Genomic DNA, 16,056 nt, shown 5'->3' with positions numbered 1-16,056 from the left:
GGTGCGCTGCTGTCGTGGGGCGCCGTGAGAGTCCGCCCCGCGGCGCCGAGCGCTGTCTGCCGGAGGGGGTTCCGGGACGACACCGCCACCGCCCGGCCCTCCATCAGGCGGAGCAACTCGGTGCGGGCGCCCTGCTGAAGCTGGAGGAAGCGGTGTGCGAGCGTGTGTCGCGGCCGTGCAGCACCTCCAGGCCACCGCCGTCGTTGCGCCGCCCGGTCGCCTCCCGGTACGCACCGTCCAGCTCGGTGATCTCGCCCGCGCGATGGCCCAGTTCGTCCTGACGTATCGTCGGCAGGACGCCCAGCGCCAGGGGCGGCGGCGGGTCCGTCCCCCGCGGCCCCGGCCCGGTCATGCGCGGGACCGGTCAGGCGGAAGGTGGCGGAAGGGCCCGGCACAGTGCCTCCAGGGCCGCGCCGTACGCATGGTCCGGTGGCGTCGCATAGCCCACGACCAGGCCGTCCTCGGCGGACATCGTGGCGGCCGGATGCCGGAAGTCGGCGAGCGGGTCCAGAGCGAGCCCCTGCCAGGCCGCGGCCTTGACGGTGGAGCGCTCAGTGCCGGGCGGCAGCCGCAGAACGGCGTGCAGGCCTGCCGCGATGCCGGTGGGCGTGATGTGCGGGGCGTGTTCGGCGAGTGCGGCGACCAACTGGTCGCGGCGGCGCCGGTAGTGCTGCCGCATCCGGCGGATGTGCCGGTCGTAGTGGCCGGACTCGATGAACTCGGCGAGCGCGAGCTGGTCCAGGACGCTCGCCCAGCCCTCGCGTTCGCCCTTGGCGGCCAGTGCCGCGTCGACGAGCTGCTCGGGGAGCACCATCCAGCCCAGCCGGACCGCGGGGGAGAGGCTCTTGCTGACGGAGCCGAGGTGGACGACCCGTTCCGGGTCGAGCCCCTGGAGGGCGCCGACCGGTTCGCGGTCGTAGCGGAACTCCCCGTCGTAGTCGTCCTCCAGGACCAGCCCGCCGCGGGTGCGCGCCCAGTCGACCGTGGCCGTGCGCCGCTGCGGGTGCAGAGGACCGCCCGTCGGGAACTGGTGGGCCGGGGTGAGCAGCACACTCCGCACGCCCGGCAGTCCGGTCAACTCGCCGGTGCGTGCCCCGTGTTCGTCGAGCGCCAGCGGTACCGTGCGCACCGAGGCGGCAGCCAGCAGGGAGCGGTGGAAACCGAGCCCGTACGACTCCACTGCCAGCGGTCCGCGCAGCACCCCGCCGCCGAACAGCAGTCGCAGCGCGTGCGCGAAGCCGGAGCAGATCACGATCCGTTCGGGCGTACAGCGCACCCCTCGCGCGCGTGCCAGATAGCCGGCCAGCGCCCGGCGCAGCTCGATCCGGCCCTGCGGATCTCCGGGCCCGAAGGCGTCGTTCGGTGCCGCGTTCACGGCGCGTCGGGAGGCGGCCAGCCAGGGCGTACGGGGGAAGGAGCCCGCGTCCGGCTGGCCCTGCCGGAGGTTGTGCACGGGAGGGGCCGGGCGGGTCGGCGCCCTCTTCGGTACGCGGACCGGGGCCACCGGGGCAGCGCGGTGCGCGACCCGGGTGCCGGAGCCCTGCCGGGCGGTCAGCCAGCCCTCGGCGACCAGCTCGGCATAGGCGTCGGCAACGGTGTTGCGGGCCAGGCCGAGGTCGGCGGCGAGCGAGCGGTAGGGCGGCAGCCGGGTGCCCGGGGCCAGCCTGCCCTCCCGTACGGCGTCCCGCAGTGCGCGGATGAGAACGGTCCGGCGACTGCCGGGACCGGTCAGCTCCAACAGCAGGTCGCTGCCGATCCGTTCCGCCGAATTGACCCATGATTGCGCCATGAAAATGCACCCTACGCGAGGTCGCCCGGCTCCGTAGCGTAGTGGTCATGACGAACAACGACGCAGTCACCCGCACCCCTCGGATCAACTTCGCCAAGGCCGCGCCAAAGGCGTTCAAGGCCCTCATCGGCTTCGACGCCGCCGCCCGCCAGGACCTGGACCCCGCACTCGTCGAGCTGGTCCAGATCAGGTCCTCGCAGCTCAACGGATGCGCGTACTGCCTCCATATGCACACCACGGACGCCCGCAAGGCCGGTGAGAGCGAGGAGCGGCTGCACATGGTCGCCGTCTGGCCGGAGGCCGCGCACTTCTTCACGGAGAAGGAGCAGGCGGCGCTCGCCCTCACCGAGGCCGTCACCCTGGTCTCCAGAGGCGGCGTCCCGGACGAGGTCTACGCCCGCGCGGCCGCCCACTTCGAGGAGGCCGAACTGGCCGGGCTGCTCGCCTTGATCTTCACGATCAACACCTGGAACCGCATCGCACTGAGCACGGCCAAGGTGGCCGGCACGGACGAGCGGGCGGCGCACTGAGGGCGGCCGGGGCTCAGAGCCGGGCACCCTTCAGCGCCATGTGCAGCAGTAGCCGGTCCTCGCCGTTGTTGAGGTCCAGGCCGGTGAGCTGCTCGACCCTGGACAGCCGGTAGTAGAGCGTCTGACGGTGGACGCCCAGCTCGGCCGCCGTCCGGCTCGCCTGGCCCGCGCAGTCGAGGAACACCTCGACAGTGCGGGCCAGCTCCGCGTGGGGCGGGGTGAGCAGCGTCCGGACGGTGAGGTCCGGGGCGGTGTCCGTGGTCGGCGGGAGGGAGGTCAGCAGACGGTACGGGCCGATGGCCGACCACTCGGCGACCGGGCCGAGGCGGGACTCCGCGGCCGCCGCGCGGGCCGCGGCCGCGGCCTCGTGCCAGGCCGAGGCCAGCTCCGGCAGGCCTCGGCGGGGGACTCCGATTCCTGCGGTCGCCGTGCGGCCCGCGGTCGTCCGCAGCCGGTCCGCGGCCGTGACAGCCGGGTCGAGCACGTCGGAGGAGCGCAGCCGGACCAGCGCGGCCAGCGACAGGGTGCCCGCCCTCGCCGGTGACGGGACGGTGGACAGTGCCGCAGCCGACGGCACCGTACGGGCCGACGGGGTCTCGTCCGGCCACGGCGTCACACAGACCACCGTGTGCAGGCCGTCCGCGTCCGGGCCCAGCGCCTCCCGGAGCGCTGCGATCGCCATGTCGCGCTGCCACCCCCGCCCGGCGGTGAGCACCGCGCCGAACTCCCGGGACAGGTCCGTGCCGGCCCGCGCCTCGTCGGAGAGCAGCGCCCCGATCCGGGCCGCCACGTCCATCGCCGCGGTCAGCTGCTCGTCGGTCGGCCCGGGGTCCGCGTCGAGCAGCCATACGTATCCGAGCACGACACCCCGATGCCGCACCGGCAGACAGATCCGGCCCCGGAACACACCAGCCTCCGGGGCGGCCGGGATCCGGACCGGGCCGGTGGCGCGGGCGATACCGAATCCCTCGAACCACGCGCGGACCGCCGGGGTGGAGCGCCGGGTCAGGATCGACCGGGTGCGGACCGGATCCATCGCCGTGTCGTCGTCACTGTCGTGCGCCCCGAAGGCGACCAGGCCGAAGTCCCGGTCCTCCAGCGTGGCGGGGACCCCGAGCAGCGCGGAGATCTCGTCTACCAGCTCCTGGTAATCGCCCTTCACCCGGCCATTCTCGCACCCCGTTCAGACATATGTCTGAGATCGAGTGCACGGATGCGTGACAGCTGTCGATGGCACAGGATCGGCGAGATCCTTAGATTTCACGGTGGTTCTCCGTGCTGTACCGGTCTGATTCAGTTCCTGCCGATACGGCCCTCACACATACCTTTCCGTTGGAGGTGCCCCGTGCTGGCTCCCGTGATTCTCGCTGCGTCGCGCAGTGACAAGATGCGCCGATTCATTTCGGCCGCCCCGGGGACCAAGCAGGTCGTCGACCGGTTCATCGCCGGTGAGACGGTCGAGCAGGTCGTCCCGATCATCAAGGACGCCACCGGGAAGGGCCTGGAGGTCACCCTCGACGTCGTGGGCGAGGACATCACCACGCCGGAGCAGGCCACCGCCGCGCGCGACGCCTACCTGGAGTTGATCGACCGCCTCAAGGACCTCGGCCTGGGCACCAGGGCCGAGATGTCCGTCAAGCTGTCGATGTTCGGCCAGGCGCTGGAGGGCGGCCACGAGATGGCGCTCGCCAACGTCCGACCCGTCGTCGAGGCCGCCGCGGCGATCGGCACCACGGTCACCCTGGACGCCGAGGACCACACCACCCTCGACTCGATGTTCGCCATCCACGAGGAGCTGCGGAAGGACTACCCGCAGACCGGCTGTGTCATCCAGGCGTACCTGTTCCGTACCGAGGAGGACGCGCGCCGCCTCGCCGCCGCAGGCAGCCGCGTCCGCATCGTGAAGGGCGCCTACAAGGAGCCCGCCTCCGTCGCGTACCAGGACAAGGCCGAGATCGACAAGGCGTACGTCCGCATCCTGAAGATCCTGATGGACGGCGAGGGCTACCCGATGATCGGGTCCCACGACCCGCGGCTGATTGCCATCAGCCAGGAGCTGGCACGCAAGGCCGGGCGCAAACTGGACGAGTACGAGTTCCAGATGCTGTACGGGATCCGCAGCGACGAGCACGTCCGGCTCGCGGCCGAGGGACACCGGATGCGTGTCTACACCGCGTACGGCACCGACTGGTACGGCTACTTCATGCGCCGCCTCGCGGAGAAGCCGGCCAACCTGCTGTTCTTCGCCCGCTCCATCCTCACCAAGGGCTGACCCGCCCGCCCCGCTGCCCCCCACCCCGCTGAAGCAAGGAGACAAGGCACTCATGGACGCTGTGACCCAGGTCCCCGCGCCGGTCAACGAGCCGGTCCACTCCTACGCCCCGGGCTCCCCGGAGCGTGCCCGCCTGGAGGTGAAGCTCAAGGAGCTCGCCGAGAACCCGATCGACCTGCCGATGACCATCGGCGGCGAGAAGCGGATGGGCGGCGGCGAGCGCTTCGACGTCGTGCAGCCGCACAACCACAAGGCCGTCATCGGTACCTTCGCCGGCGCCACCGAGCAGGACGCCCAGGACGCGATCGACGCCGCCCTCGCCGCCGCCCCGGCGTGGCGTGCGATGTCCTTCGACGACCGCGCCGCGATCATCCTGCGCGCCGCCGAGCTGCTGTCCGGCCCCTGGCGCGAGACGCTGGCCGCGTCCACGATGCTCGGCCAGTCGAAGACCGCCCAGCAGGCCGAGATCGACACCCCCTGTGAGCTCGTCGACTTCTGGCGCTTCAACGTGCACTACGCGCGCCAGATCCTCGCCGAGCAGCCCCCGGCCAACGCGCCGGGCGTGTGGAACCGCATGGACCACCGCCCGCTGGAGGGCTTCGTCTACGCGATCACGCCGTTCAACTTCACGGCCATCGCGGGCAACCTGCCCACCGCCCCCGCCCTCATGGGCAACGTCGTGGTGTGGAAGCCGTCCCCGACGCAGACCCACTCCGCAGTGCTGCTGATGCAGCTCCTGGAGGAGGCCGGTCTGCCCAAGGGCGTCATCAACCTGGTGACCGGTGACGGCATCGCCGTCTCCGAGGTGGCCCTGAACCACCGCGACCTGGCCGGTATCCACTTCACCGGTTCGACCCCCACCTTCCAGCACCTGTGGAAGACGGTCGGCAACAACATCGCCAACTACCGCACCTACCCGCGGCTCGTCGGCGAGACCGGCGGCAAGGACTTCGTCGTCGCCCACCCGTCGGCCGACCACGCCGTCCTGAAGACCGCGCTGACCCGTGGCTCCTTCGAGTTCCAGGGCCAGAAGTGCTCGGCCTCCTCCCGCGCGTACGTTCCGGCCTCCATCTGGAACTCCGGCTTCAAGGAGAAGTTCGCGGCCGAGGTCGACTCCATCACCATGGGTGACGTCACCGACCTGTCGAACTTCATCGGTGCCGTCATCGACGAGCGCTCGTTCGCCAAGAACAAGGCCGCGATCGACCGCGCCAAGTCCGACCCGTCCTGCACGATCATCGCGGGCGGCACGTACGACGACTCGGTGGGCTACTTCGTCCGCCCGACCGTCATCGAGTGCAGCGACCCTTCGAACGAGGTCTTCACGACCGAGTACTTCGGCCCGATCCTCGCCGTGCACGTCTACGAGGACGACGCGTACGACGAGATGCTGGAGCAGATGGAGTCGGTCTCCGACTACGCCCTGACCGGTTCCGTCATCGCGAACGACCGCGCCGCGGCCGCGCACACGATGGAGAAGCTGCGGTACGCCGCGGGCAACTTCTACATCAACGACAAGTCGACCGGTGCCGTCGTCGGCCAGCAGCCCTTCGGTGGCGGCCGCGCCTCGGGCACGAACGACAAGGCGGGCGCCCCGCAGAACCTGCAGCGCTGGACGCTGACCCGCGCCATCAAGGAGACGCTGGTCCCGCCGACCGACTACACCTACCCCCACCAGGGCTGACGCCCTCCGGGACGCCGCCCACCGGCGTCCCGCCTTGATTCCCGCCTCCCGCCCGGTTCCCCTGCCGGGCGGGAGGCGGTTTCCATGTCGGCCCCTCCGGCCGCACGGCAGAGAAGTGCAGAACCGCTTCACCACCGCGTCGCCCGAATCCGCGGCCCGTTCACAGAAGTCCAGCACCCGCCGGTAGTGGTGGGAAGAGGACATCGCGGACCTCGGGCTCCGGCAGACCCCAGTGCGCGGCGACGCCACCGGCGGCGGCGCGCCACAGCTCGTCGAACGGATGCGTCCTGAGCCCTGATGACACAGGTGCTGAGAGGCTGGGGGACATGACTGAGCCGTTGTGGCACATCGCGCACACCTACGAGCTGACCCCGACCGCCCGCGACGGGATCCGCACCTTCCTCGACACCGCTTTCGAGGGCGACTTCAGCGACGACGACTGGGACCACACCCTGGGCGGCATCCACGCCTACGCACGCGAAAGCGGCAGTCTCCTCGCCCACGGCAGTGTCGTCCAGCGCCGGGTGATCCACGCCCACCGCTCGTACCGCATCGGCTATGTCGAGGGCGTGGCCGTCCGTGCCGACCGGCGTCGCGAGGGGCTCGGCGGCCGGGTGATGGCTGCGCTGGAACGCGTCATCGACGGGGCATACACGTTTGGCGCGCTGTCCGCCTCCGCCACGGGGGCCGGCCTGTACGCGACGCGTGGCTGGCAGGTGTGGCAGGGGCGGATCGGCGTGCAGGGGCTGAGCCGGGTGGAGCTGCTGCCGGACGAGGAGGGCAGCACGTACGTCAGGGCGGCGGGCAGCCGACCACTGCCCTCCCCGTCCCGGATGCTGATCTTCGACTGGCGCGACGGCGACGTGCTCTGATCCCTACAATGCCCCCGCGTCCCGCGCCGTCCACACCGACGGATACAGCGGCCGGAAGCCCAGCTCGTCCCGGGCCCGCAGCGTCGACGTGATTCCGTACCACGGGTCGGGGTCGACCCGGCCCGCCGACTCGGCCGGCAACGCGACGCCGTTGAGCTGGTGCAGCTCCACCGCCGTCACCGGCGCGTCGTCCGAGAAGTTGTAGCGGCGACCCGCCAGGCCCGGTGCGTACAACAGTCGCAGCAGTCCCTGCGCGACATCCGCGTGGTGCACCATCGCGAGCCGCTGCGTGGCCGCCCATTGCCCGGCCCAGGCCATCGACTGCGCGAGGTGCGGATCGCCCTCGCCGTACACAAAGGCCAGGACGGCGATCCGGACATCGAGCCCGTGGTCGCGGTGGAGCGCGAGCAGGTCCTTCTCGGCCGCCACCTTGGACTCGGTGTACGCACCCCACAGCTGCCCGCCCGGCACCGGGGCGTCGTCCTCCGTCAGCGGCCTGCCGCGCCCCGCGCCGTACGCGAGGTTCGTGCCGACCTGCACGAACCGCTGCGTGCCCGCCTCCACGGCCGCCCGGCCCAGCGCCACCGCGGCGGCGTGGTTGACCGCCCACGCCTCCTCGTCCGGCACCCCGCGGAACGCCGCCGCGATGTTCACCACCGCGTCCGTTCCGGCCAGCGCCTTCCGCATGTCCTCCGGGTCCCGCAGGTCACCGACGACGGCCTCGGCCCCCAGCGCCGCGAAGGGCGTACCCCGCTCCTCGTCCCGCACGATCACCCGCACCGTGTCACCGGCGGTGGCCCGCCGCAGCAGCCGCGGTACGAAACGTCGGCCGACCTCACCCGTGGCACCCGTCACCAGAATCAGCATCATCGGTTCCTCTCGTCGCTTCCGATGCCCATCACCCTGCGACGGGTCGCCGGACGGCGGGAGAGACGCGGTTATCCAAGGACCGGCACTCCCTGGATACGGATCCGTGCCTGAGCCATGCTGAGGACGTGGACCTCGACCGATCGGAACTCGCCGACTTTCTGCGCCGCTGCCGTGCCCGCCTCGAACCGGCCGACGTGGGGCTGACCGCCGGCTCCCGGCGACGCACCCCGGGGCTGCGGCGGGAAGAGGTCGCCCATCTCGCCGGTGCCTCCGTGGACCACTACACGCGCCTGGAGCAGGGCCGCGGCTCACGCCCCTCGCGTCAGATGCTCTCCGCGGTGGCCAGGGCGTTGCGGCTGAGCGAGGACGAGCGCGACCACCTTTTCAGGCTGGCCGGGGAGGAACCGCCGAGCGACCGCCACGGCCCCACCCAGCATGTGCGCCCCGGGCTGTTGATGGTCCTCGACCGGCTGCACGACGCACCCGCCCAGGTCCTGAGCGACCGCGGGGAGGTCCTCGCCCAGAACGCCATGGCCGTGGCGCTGACCGGTGAGCACCAGCCGGGGTACAACATCATCCGGTCCTGGTTCACCGCCCCCGAAGGGCGGGCGCTCTTCCCGGCCGAGGACCACGAGTCGCACTCCCGCACCCATGTCGGCCAGCTCCGCGCGGTGCTCGCCGCCCGCCCCGACGATGTCGCGCTCGTCGCCCTCGTCGACGAACTGCGTGCGGCGAGCGAGGAGTTCGATCTGCTGTGGGCCGAGCACGTGGTCGCCGTGCGGCGCGCCGAGCACAAGCGGTTCGTGCACCCGGTCGTCGGGGAGCTGGACCTGGAATGCGAGGTGCTGCTCAGCGCCGACCACGGACAGGTGCTGGTCATTCACACGGCCCGGCCTGGCACGGACGCGTACGAACGGCTGCAGCTGCTGCGGGTGGTGGGCCTTCAGGACCTGACCGTCGGGCCGTGACCGGTCAGGACCTGATGTCAGGACCGGACCCGTCAGCCGCTGACGCTCGCCGCGCCCGTCTCGACGCGGCCTGTGTACCCGCGTGACCAGGTGGTGTCCCGGCCCGGACGCCATACCGCGGTCGTGCAGCGCGCCGCCAGGCGCGGCGGCCGTGAACGTCGTGAAATCTCCCCTCGAAGGAGTACCCGACAACGGCGGGATCACAGATCTCGGACCGCAGCGGCCGACCCGCGCCGTCGGCTACGTCACGTCCCCTGAGCAGGCGCAATCCCTCGCCGCCCGGGCTCTGATCCCGAAACCGGGGGCAGCAGGCCGTAAACCCCCGTCTCAGATAGTAGGAAGTCCGAGTAATTGTGGAGACAGACCGGCCGGGCTGTCCTAGCTTTGTAGAAGCCGAACGTCTCGCTAGATCCAGCGACTGGCGGTCGTGAGCGCGTGCCCCTGTGCAGGCAACCCCTGCGGCACCCGCTCCCCGCCCCTTCCGGCGCCTCGAAATCCTGATCTCGACATCACGCTCACGTCTTTTCGATCTCGAAATCCTCGCGATCTCAAGGAGTCGATCCACCATGGCCGAGACGACTGTCCGCCGCGTCCGACACACCCACCGCCCGACCGAGTCGGAGCGCCAGAATGCCGCCGCCGCCCTGCAGCGAGCCCTCGACCGCAGGGACAACGGCGGCTCCACCGGCCATTGAGGCCGGTCCGTCCGGCAGTGCTCAGCCGCGGCTGATCTCGAAGGGGTCGGTGCGCTCGCCGATCGGCACCTTCCGTGCGACCGTGTCCTTCGGTATCGCCTCGGTGCGCTCGTACACGTGGTTGTGGCCGTTGACCATGCCCTGCGTCCGTATGGTGGACGTGAAATGTCATTGAGTGGGACGGGCAGTAGGGTGCCGACATGACTCGCAGCATCAATCTCGCAGTGGTCCCCGGTGACGGTATCGGCCAGGAGGTCGTGGCTCAGGGCCTCAAGGTCCTCCACGCTGTCCTCCCGCAGGATGTGAAGCTGGAGACCAAGGAATACGACTTCGGTGCCAAGCGTTACCATGCGACCGGTGAGACCCTCACCGACGCCGATGTCCAGGCGCTCAAGCAGCACGACGCGATCCTGCTCGGCGCGATCGGTGACCCCTCGGTCCCGTCCGGAGTCCTGGAGCGCGGCTTCCTGCTGAAGCTCCGTTTCCTCTTCGACCACCATGTGAACCTGCGGCCGTCGAAGCTCCTCCCGGGTGTCGCGACCCCCCTCAAGGGGCAGCCGGAGATCGACTTCGTCGTGGTCCGTGAGGGCACCGAGGGTCCGTACACCGGCAACGGTGGCTCGATCCGTACCGGCACCCCGCACGAGGTCGCCACCGAGGTCTCGGTCAACACCGCCTTCGGTGTCGAGCGCGTGGTCCGTGACGCCTTCGCCCGCGCCCAGGCCCGCCCGCGCAAGAAGCTGACGCTGGTCCACAAGAACAACGTGCTGACCTACGCCGGGCACCTGTGGACCAACATCTTCAACAAGGTCGCGACCGAGTTCCCGGACGTCGCCACCGATTACCTGCACGTGGACGCGGCGACGATCTTCCTCGTCACGCAGCCCGAGCGCTTCGACGTGATCGTCACCGACAACCTCTTCGGCGACATCCTCACCGACCTCGCCGCGGCCGTCTCCGGCGGCATCGGCGTCGCGGCCTCGGGGAACATCAACCCGAGCGGCGAGTTCCCCTCGATGTTCGAGCCGGTCCACGGATCCGCCCCGGACATCGCGGGGCAGGGCAAGGCCGACCCCACGGCCACGGTGCTTTCCGTCGCCCTCCTGCTGCGCCATCTGGGCTACGAGGCAGAGGCCGTGCGCATCGAGGAGGCCGTCTCCGCCGACCTCGCGGAGCGCGGGGACACCTCTCGTACGACCTCGGAAATCGGTGACGCGCTCGCGGTACGCGTAGCGAGCTGACCCGACGACTCCACTTCGAAGCCGCCGGGTCGCCACCGCACCCGGCGGCTTCTCCTGTGTGGTCCCGGGTGCCACCATCGAACCCTGGACCGCATTCACGTCATTTCGTGCACGGGTCCCCGCGAGAGATAATCGAACGGGCCGTGGCTTGCGGTATAGCTCGGACATCCCAGCACCTGTCTGACAGGAGCCGGCGTGAGCGCGGTCCATCACACACAAAACCGGTGAAGGACATGCACATGACGACGCCCACGATCGAGCTCAAGCCCTCTTCGACCCCGCTGTCCGACGCGGAGCGCGAGGCGATGCTGGCCAACCCCGGATTCGGCCGCTACTTCACCGATCACATGGTGATCATCAAGTGGACCGAAGGCCGCGGCTGGCACGACGGCCAGCTCGTTCCCTACGGCCCGCTGTCGATCGACCCCGCCACCAACGTCCTGCACTACGCGCAGGAGATCTTCGAGGGGCTGAAGGCCTACCGCCACCCCGATGGTTCGGTCGCTCTGTTCCGCCCCGATGCCAACGCCCGCCGCTTCCAGGCCTCCGCGCACCGGCTGGCCATGCCGGAACTCCCGGTCGAGACCTTCATCGCGGCCTGCGACGCGCTGGTCCAGCAGGACAAGGCATGGGTTCCGGCGCACGGCGGCGAAGAGTCCCTGTACCTGCGCCCGTTCATGATCGCGTCCGAGGTCGGCCTCGGTGTGAAGCCCGCCAACGAGTACCTCTTCATCGTCATCGCCTCCCCCGCCGGCGCCTACTTCCCCGGTGGCGTCAAGCCCGTCTCGATCTGGCTCTCCGAGGACCGCGTGCGCGCCGTCCCCGGTGGCATGGGTGACGCCAAGACCGGCGGCAACTACGCGGCGTCCCTGCTCGCCCAGGCCGAGGCCGCGGCCAAGGGCTGCGACCAGGTCGCGTACCTCGACGCCGTCGAGCACACGTGGGTCGAGGAGCTGGGCGGCATGAACCTGTACTTCGTGTACGGGAACAAGATCGTCACCCCGGAGCTCACCGGCTCCCTCCTCGCGGGCATCACCCGCGACTCGCTGCTCGCGGTCGCCCGTGATCTCGGTTACGAGTCCGAGGAGGGCCGCGTCTCCATCGACCAGTGGAAGGCCGACACCGAGAACGGCAGCCTCACCGAGGTGTTCGCCTGTGGCACCGCAGCCGTGATCACCCCGGTTGGCACGGTCAAGTCCAAGCGCGGCGAATGGACCCAGGCCAACGGGCAGCCCGGCGAGGTGACGATGTCGCTGCGCAAGGCGCTGCTCGACATCCAGACCGGTGTGACCGAGGACAAGCACGGATGGACGCACAAGCTCGGCTGACGCGAACGGCATTCCGGAACACGTGAGGGCCGCCCCGTACGGAACGGGGCGGCCCTCACGCGTGGGGGCGCGGATCAGCCGGCCTTGACCGCCGCCGCCTCGTCCTCGACGACGGCCTCGGCCCCCTCGACGGCCGACACGGGCCGGGCGGACGAAAGTTTGAGCGACGTTCAATGTGATGCAAGCCAAACTGGAATTCAATGGTTCCGCTCGATCAACGAGATTGTTAGAGTGATGCTCTAAACAGGAGGTGTGGTGGCGTGCGACTTACCCCCACGGAACGTGACCGGCTTCTGCTCTTCGGAGCCGCAGAACTGGCGCGGGCCCGTCGTGCTCGCGGGCTGAAGCTCAATGTCCCCGAGGCGACCGCTCTCATCGCGGACACCGTCTGCGAGGCGGCCCGCGACGGCCGTCGGCTCGCCGAGGCCATCGAGGCGGCCCGCAACGTGCTCGGCCCCGACGACGTGCTGCCCGGTGTGGCGGACGTGGTGACCGAGGTGATGGTCGAGGCCGTGTTCGACGACGGCTCCCGGCTCGCGGTCGTCTCCGCCCCGATCGGCGGAGGCTCCCTCGGCGACGCCGCCCCCGGCGCGGTGCTGCCTGGACCGGCCCACGAGGAGCCGGAGCCGGAGGCGCGCATCGTCGTGCGGAACACCGCGGCCGTCCCGGTCAGCGTCACCTCACACTTCCACTTCTTCGAGTCCAACCCCCGCCTCGACTTCGACCGTGCCGCTGCCTACGGCATGCGGCTGAGCATCCCGGCCGGCTCCTCCGCCCGCTTCGACGCGGGCGGCGAGGCCGAGGTCGGCCTCGTGCCGATCGGCGGCGCGCGCGTCGCCATCGGCTTCGCCGGCCTCGTCGACGGCCCGCTGGACGCGCCGGGCGCCAAGGAGGAGGCCCTGCGCAGGGCAGTGGCCTGCGGATACCTGGGTGCCGACCAGTCCGAGCGGAAAGGAGCTGAGGGGTGACCACCATCGACCCTCGTGACTACGCCGCCGTACACGGCCCCCGTGCCGGTGACCGGGTCGTCCTCGGCGACTCCGGCCTCGTGGTACGTGTCGAGTCCGACGCCCAGGAGCCGGGCGAGGAATTCCTGGCCGGCTTCGGCAAGACCGCCCGCGACGGACTGCACCTGAAGGCCGCCGCGGTCCGCGAGACCTGCGACGTCGTCATCAGCAACGTCCTGGTGATCGACGCGGTGCAGGGCATCCGCAAGGTGTCCATCGGCATCCGGGAAGGCCGCATCCACGCGATCGGCCGGGCCGGCAACCCCGACACCCTCGACGGCGTCGACGTCGTCGTCGGCACCGGCACCTCGATCGTCTCCGGCGAGGGCATGATCGCCACCGCCGGCGCCATCGACACCCATGTGCATGTGCTGTCGCCGCGCATCATGGAGGCGTCGCTCAGCTCCGGCGTCACCACGATCATCGGCCAGGAGTTCGGCCCGGTCTGGGGCGTGGGCGTCAACTCGCCATGGGCCCTGAACCACGCCTTCAACGCCTTCGACGCCTGGCCTGTCAACATCGGCTTCCTCGGCCGCGGCTCCTCCTCGCACGGGGCGCCACTGGTCGAGGCCCTCGCCGAGGGCGGCGCCCTGGGCTTCAAGGTCCACGAGGACATGGGCGCGCACACCCGTGCCCTGGACACCGCCCTGCGGGTCGCCGAGGAGCACGACGTCCAGGTCGCCCTGCACAGCGACGGCCTCAACGAGTGCCTCTCGGTCGAGGACACCCTGCGCGTCCTCGACGGCCGTACGATCCACGCCTTCCACATCGAGGGCTGCGGCGGCGGGCACGTACCGAACGTGCTCAAGATGGCGGGCGTGCCGAACGTCATCGGCTCGTCCACCAACCCCACCCTGCCCTTCGGCCGGGACGCGGTCGCCGAGCACTACGGAATGATCGTCTCCGTCCACGACCTGAAGACGGACCTGCCCGGCGACGCCGCCATGGCCCGCGACCGTATCCGCGCGGGCACGATGGGTGCCGAGGACGTCCTGCACGACCTGGGCGCGATCGGCATCACCTCCTCCGATGCCCAGGGCATGGGCCGCGCCGGCGAGACCGTGCGCCGCACCTTCGCCATGGCCGGGAAGATGAAGGCCGAGCTGGGCCCGCTGGCCGGCGACGGCGAGCACGACGACAACGCGCGTGTGCTGCGCTACATGGCCAAACTCACCATCAACCCGGCCATCGCCCACGGCCTCTCCCACGAGATCGGCTCGATCGAGGCCGGCAAGCTCGCCGACATCGTGCTGTGGCGTCCGGAGTACTTCGGCGCCAAGCCGCAGCTGGTGCTGAAGGCCGGCTTCCCCGCCTGGGGCGTCACCGGCGACCCCAACGCCGCCACCGACACCTGCGAGCCGCTCGTCCTCGGCCCGCAGATCGGCGGCCACGGCGCCACCGCCGCCGACATATCGGTCGCATTCGTCGCCGGCGCCGCACTCGAGCAGGGCAACGACCGGATGCTCACGCGCCGCCGTCGGGTCGCTGTCCGCGGCACCCGTGGCATCGGCCCCGCCGACCTGATGCTCAACTCCCGTATCGGAGACGTCCAGGTGGACGGCCGCACCGGCCTCGTCTCCCTCGACGGCGACCCGATCCGCTCCGAGCCGGCCGAATCCGTCTCCCTCAACCGCCTGTACTTCCTGTGAGGACCCTCCCCGCATGAGTAGCACCCCCGTCGCCGACGGCTTCCGCATGCCCGCCGAGTGGGCTCCGCACGAGCGCACCTGGATGGCCTGGCCCAGCCTCAACGCCACCTTCACCGACGCCGAGGAACTGGACTCGGCCCGCACCGCCTGGGCCGAGGTCGCCCGCACCATCCGCGGCTTCGAGCCGGTCACCGTGGTCGTCGGCCCCGGCGAGACCGACAACGCCCGTCCCTACCTCGGTGACGGGATCGACATCGTCGAGCGAGAGCTGAACGACGCCTGGATGCGCGACATAGGCCCCACCTTCGTCACCGACGGCACCGAACTGCGCGCGGTCGACTGGATCTTCAACGGCTGGGGCGCCCAGGACTGGGCCGACTGGGAGCACGACTCCAAGATTGCCGCGTATGTCGCCGACCGGGCGGGCGTGGCCTCGTACGCCTCCAAGCTCGTCAACGAGGGCGGCGGCATCCATGTCGACGGTGAGGGCACGGTCCTGCTGACCGAGACCGTCCAGCTCGGCCCCGAGCGCAACCCGCACTGGACCAAGGAGGAGGTCGAGGCCGAGATCCACGCCCACCTCGGCACCACCAAGGCCATCTGGCTGCCGCGCGGCCTGACCGCGGACTACGGCACATACGGCACCCTGGGCCACGTCGACATCGTCGCCTCCTTCGCTCGCCCCGGTACGGTCCTGGTCCACACCCAGCCCGACCCGGCCCACCCCGACCACGAGGTCTGCAAGGAGATTGCCGCCTTCCTGCGCACCCGGACGGACGCCAAGGGCCGCACGCTGGAGGTCATCGAGGTGGCCGCACCGACCGTCCTGAAGGAGGACGGCGACTGGGTCGACTACTCGTACATCAATCACTACATCTGCAACGGCGGCGTGGTGCTGTGCGGTTTCGGCGACGCCGAGCGCGACGAGAACGCGGCGGCGATCTTCCGCGGCCTCTTCCCGGACCGCGAGGTGACGTCGGTCGACGCCCGCCCGATCTTCGCCAACGGTGGCGGTATCCACTGCATCACCCAGCAGCAGCCGCGCGTCTGACACGCCCATCACCCCCACGGCACAGCGCCGGGGCCGGACGGGGTCCTCACCCCGTCCGGCCCCGGCGGCGCTGTACCGCCTGCCCGTATGCTGAGATCCC

Annotated in this window: 16 protein-coding genes and 1 pseudogene; 12 read left to right on the top strand and 5 right to left on the bottom strand. The window is 70.7% G+C overall.

What is annotated here, in order from left to right:
• Positions 1-103: 103 nt before the first annotated feature.
• On the bottom strand, positions 104-352 hold the full coding sequence (locus AB0N06_RS24440; protein WP_366136799.1) for a hypothetical protein: 249 nt from the start codon (positions 350-352) through the stop codon (positions 104-106).
• Between the two features lie 12 nt (positions 353-364).
• Positions 365-1,789 (bottom strand): PLP-dependent aminotransferase family protein, encoded by a 1,425-nt coding sequence (locus tag AB0N06_RS24435; RefSeq protein ID WP_366136798.1) that lies wholly within the window; start codon positions 1,787-1,789, stop codon positions 365-367.
• A gap of 47 nt (positions 1,790-1,836) precedes the next feature.
• Here AB0N06_RS24435 and AB0N06_RS24430 point away from each other — a divergent pair, with 47 nt between their 5' ends.
• The gene (locus AB0N06_RS24430) at positions 1,837-2,319 is read left to right on the top strand and encodes a carboxymuconolactone decarboxylase family protein (protein WP_358862170.1); all 483 of its coding nucleotides are present in this window, start codon (positions 1,837-1,839) and stop codon (positions 2,317-2,319) included.
• A gap of 13 nt (positions 2,320-2,332) precedes the next feature.
• Here the strand turns inward: AB0N06_RS24430 and AB0N06_RS24425 are convergent, their stop codons facing one another.
• Positions 2,333-3,481: a helix-turn-helix domain-containing protein gene (locus tag AB0N06_RS24425; protein ID WP_366136797.1), complete on the bottom strand. Its 1,149-nt coding sequence runs from the start codon at positions 3,479-3,481 to the stop codon at positions 2,333-2,335.
• A 183-nt stretch (positions 3,482-3,664) separates the two neighbouring features.
• Between AB0N06_RS24425 and AB0N06_RS24420 the strand changes: the two genes are divergently transcribed.
• Positions 3,665-4,591, top strand: coding sequence for a proline dehydrogenase family protein (locus tag AB0N06_RS24420; protein ID WP_327244201.1), 927 nt, complete (start codon positions 3,665-3,667; stop codon positions 4,589-4,591).
• A gap of 52 nt (positions 4,592-4,643) precedes the next feature.
• Positions 4,644-6,275 carry an L-glutamate gamma-semialdehyde dehydrogenase gene (pruA, locus tag AB0N06_RS24415; RefSeq protein WP_366136796.1) on the top strand — a complete coding sequence of 544 codons (1,632 nt, stop codon included), beginning with the start codon at positions 4,644-4,646 and terminating at the stop codon, positions 6,273-6,275.
• Positions 6,276-6,435: 160 nt separating this feature from the next.
• Here pruA and AB0N06_RS24410 read toward each other — a convergent pair whose 3' ends face one another.
• On the bottom strand, positions 6,436-6,579 hold the full coding sequence (locus AB0N06_RS24410) for a hypothetical protein (RefSeq protein WP_366136795.1): 144 nt from the start codon (positions 6,577-6,579) through the stop codon (positions 6,436-6,438).
• A gap of 22 nt (positions 6,580-6,601) precedes the next feature.
• On the opposite strand from AB0N06_RS24410, the gene AB0N06_RS24405 reads away from it, so the two are divergent.
• On the top strand, positions 6,602-7,147 hold the full coding sequence (locus AB0N06_RS24405; protein ID WP_366136794.1) for a GNAT family N-acetyltransferase: 546 nt from the start codon (positions 6,602-6,604) through the stop codon (positions 7,145-7,147).
• A 3-nt stretch (positions 7,148-7,150) separates the two neighbouring features.
• On the opposite strand, the gene AB0N06_RS24400 is transcribed toward AB0N06_RS24405, so the two are convergent.
• On the bottom strand, positions 7,151-8,014 hold the full coding sequence (locus AB0N06_RS24400; RefSeq protein WP_366136816.1) for an NAD(P)-dependent oxidoreductase: 864 nt from the start codon (positions 8,012-8,014) through the stop codon (positions 7,151-7,153).
• A gap of 128 nt (positions 8,015-8,142) precedes the next feature.
• On the opposite strand from AB0N06_RS24400, the gene AB0N06_RS24395 reads away from it, so the two are divergent.
• The 8 genes and pseudogenes from AB0N06_RS24395 to AB0N06_RS24360 all read left to right on the top strand — a co-directional run bounded on the left by AB0N06_RS24395 (position 8,143) and on the right by AB0N06_RS24360 (position 15,956).
• Complete coding sequence (locus tag AB0N06_RS24395; RefSeq protein WP_366136793.1) at positions 8,143-8,985, top strand: helix-turn-helix transcriptional regulator; 843 nt, start codon at positions 8,143-8,145, stop codon at positions 8,983-8,985.
• A gap of 199 nt (positions 8,986-9,184) precedes the next feature.
• Positions 9,185-9,367 (top strand): annotated as a pseudogene (locus tag AB0N06_RS24390) (hypothetical protein); the annotation flags it as partial.
• A gap of 184 nt (positions 9,368-9,551) precedes the next feature.
• Positions 9,552-9,680 (top strand): hypothetical protein, encoded by a 129-nt coding sequence (locus AB0N06_RS24385; protein WP_093772350.1) that lies wholly within the window; start codon positions 9,552-9,554, stop codon positions 9,678-9,680.
• 200 nt (positions 9,681-9,880) lie between these two features.
• On the top strand, positions 9,881-10,921 hold the full coding sequence (locus AB0N06_RS24380; RefSeq protein WP_366136792.1) for a 3-isopropylmalate dehydrogenase: 1,041 nt from the start codon (positions 9,881-9,883) through the stop codon (positions 10,919-10,921).
• A 239-nt stretch (positions 10,922-11,160) separates the two neighbouring features.
• Positions 11,161-12,249 (top strand): branched-chain amino acid aminotransferase, encoded by a 1,089-nt coding sequence (locus AB0N06_RS24375; protein ID WP_366136791.1) that lies wholly within the window; start codon positions 11,161-11,163, stop codon positions 12,247-12,249.
• A 260-nt stretch (positions 12,250-12,509) separates the two neighbouring features.
• Positions 12,510-13,217, top strand: coding sequence for an urease subunit gamma (gene ureA / locus AB0N06_RS24370; protein ID WP_366136790.1), 708 nt, complete (start codon positions 12,510-12,512; stop codon positions 13,215-13,217).
• A 5-nt stretch (positions 13,218-13,222) separates the two neighbouring features.
• Positions 13,223-14,905 carry an urease subunit alpha gene (locus AB0N06_RS24365; protein ID WP_366136815.1) on the top strand — a complete coding sequence of 561 codons (1,683 nt, stop codon included), beginning with the start codon at positions 13,223-13,225 and terminating at the stop codon, positions 14,903-14,905.
• A 13-nt stretch (positions 14,906-14,918) separates the two neighbouring features.
• A complete protein-coding gene (locus AB0N06_RS24360) occupies positions 14,919-15,956 on the top strand; it encodes an agmatine deiminase family protein (RefSeq protein WP_366136789.1) in 1,038 nt (345 codons plus the stop codon).
• Positions 15,957-16,056 lie beyond the last annotated feature (100 nt).

The organism is Streptomyces sp. NPDC051020, assembly GCF_040683105.1.
Lineage (GTDB): Bacteria > Actinomycetota > Actinomycetes > Streptomycetales > Streptomycetaceae > Streptomyces.
This window is presented reverse-complemented; position numbering and strand designations above follow the sequence as displayed.

What these genes read in the sequence shown, in the direction of transcription:
- AB0N06_RS24375 (WP_366136791.1), top strand. Translation starts at nt 11,161, where the DNA reads ATGACGACGCCCACGATCGAGCTCAAGCCCTCTTCGACCCCGCTGTCC.
- AB0N06_RS24430 (WP_358862170.1), top strand. Translation starts at nt 1,837, where the DNA reads ATGACGAACAACGACGCAGTCACCCGCACCCCTCGGATCAACTTCGCC.
- AB0N06_RS24360 (WP_366136789.1), top strand. Translation starts at nt 14,919, where the DNA reads ATGAGTAGCACCCCCGTCGCCGACGGCTTCCGCATGCCCGCCGAGTGG.
- AB0N06_RS24380 (WP_366136792.1), top strand. Translation starts at nt 9,881, where the DNA reads ATGACTCGCAGCATCAATCTCGCAGTGGTCCCCGGTGACGGTATCGGC.
- AB0N06_RS24435 (WP_366136798.1), bottom strand. Translation starts at nt 1,789, where the DNA reads ATGGCGCAATCATGGGTCAATTCGGCGGAACGGATCGGCAGCGACCTG.
- AB0N06_RS24400 (WP_366136816.1), bottom strand. Translation starts at nt 8,014, where the DNA reads ATGCTGATTCTGGTGACGGGTGCCACGGGTGAGGTCGGCCGACGTTTC.
- AB0N06_RS24440 (WP_366136799.1), bottom strand. Translation starts at nt 352, where the DNA reads ATGACCGGGCCGGGGCCGCGGGGGACGGACCCGCCGCCGCCCCTGGCG.
- AB0N06_RS24385 (WP_093772350.1), top strand. Translation starts at nt 9,552, where the DNA reads ATGGCCGAGACGACTGTCCGCCGCGTCCGACACACCCACCGCCCGACC.
- pruA (WP_366136796.1), top strand. Translation starts at nt 4,644, where the DNA reads ATGGACGCTGTGACCCAGGTCCCCGCGCCGGTCAACGAGCCGGTCCAC.
- AB0N06_RS24405 (WP_366136794.1), top strand. Translation starts at nt 6,602, where the DNA reads ATGACTGAGCCGTTGTGGCACATCGCGCACACCTACGAGCTGACCCCG.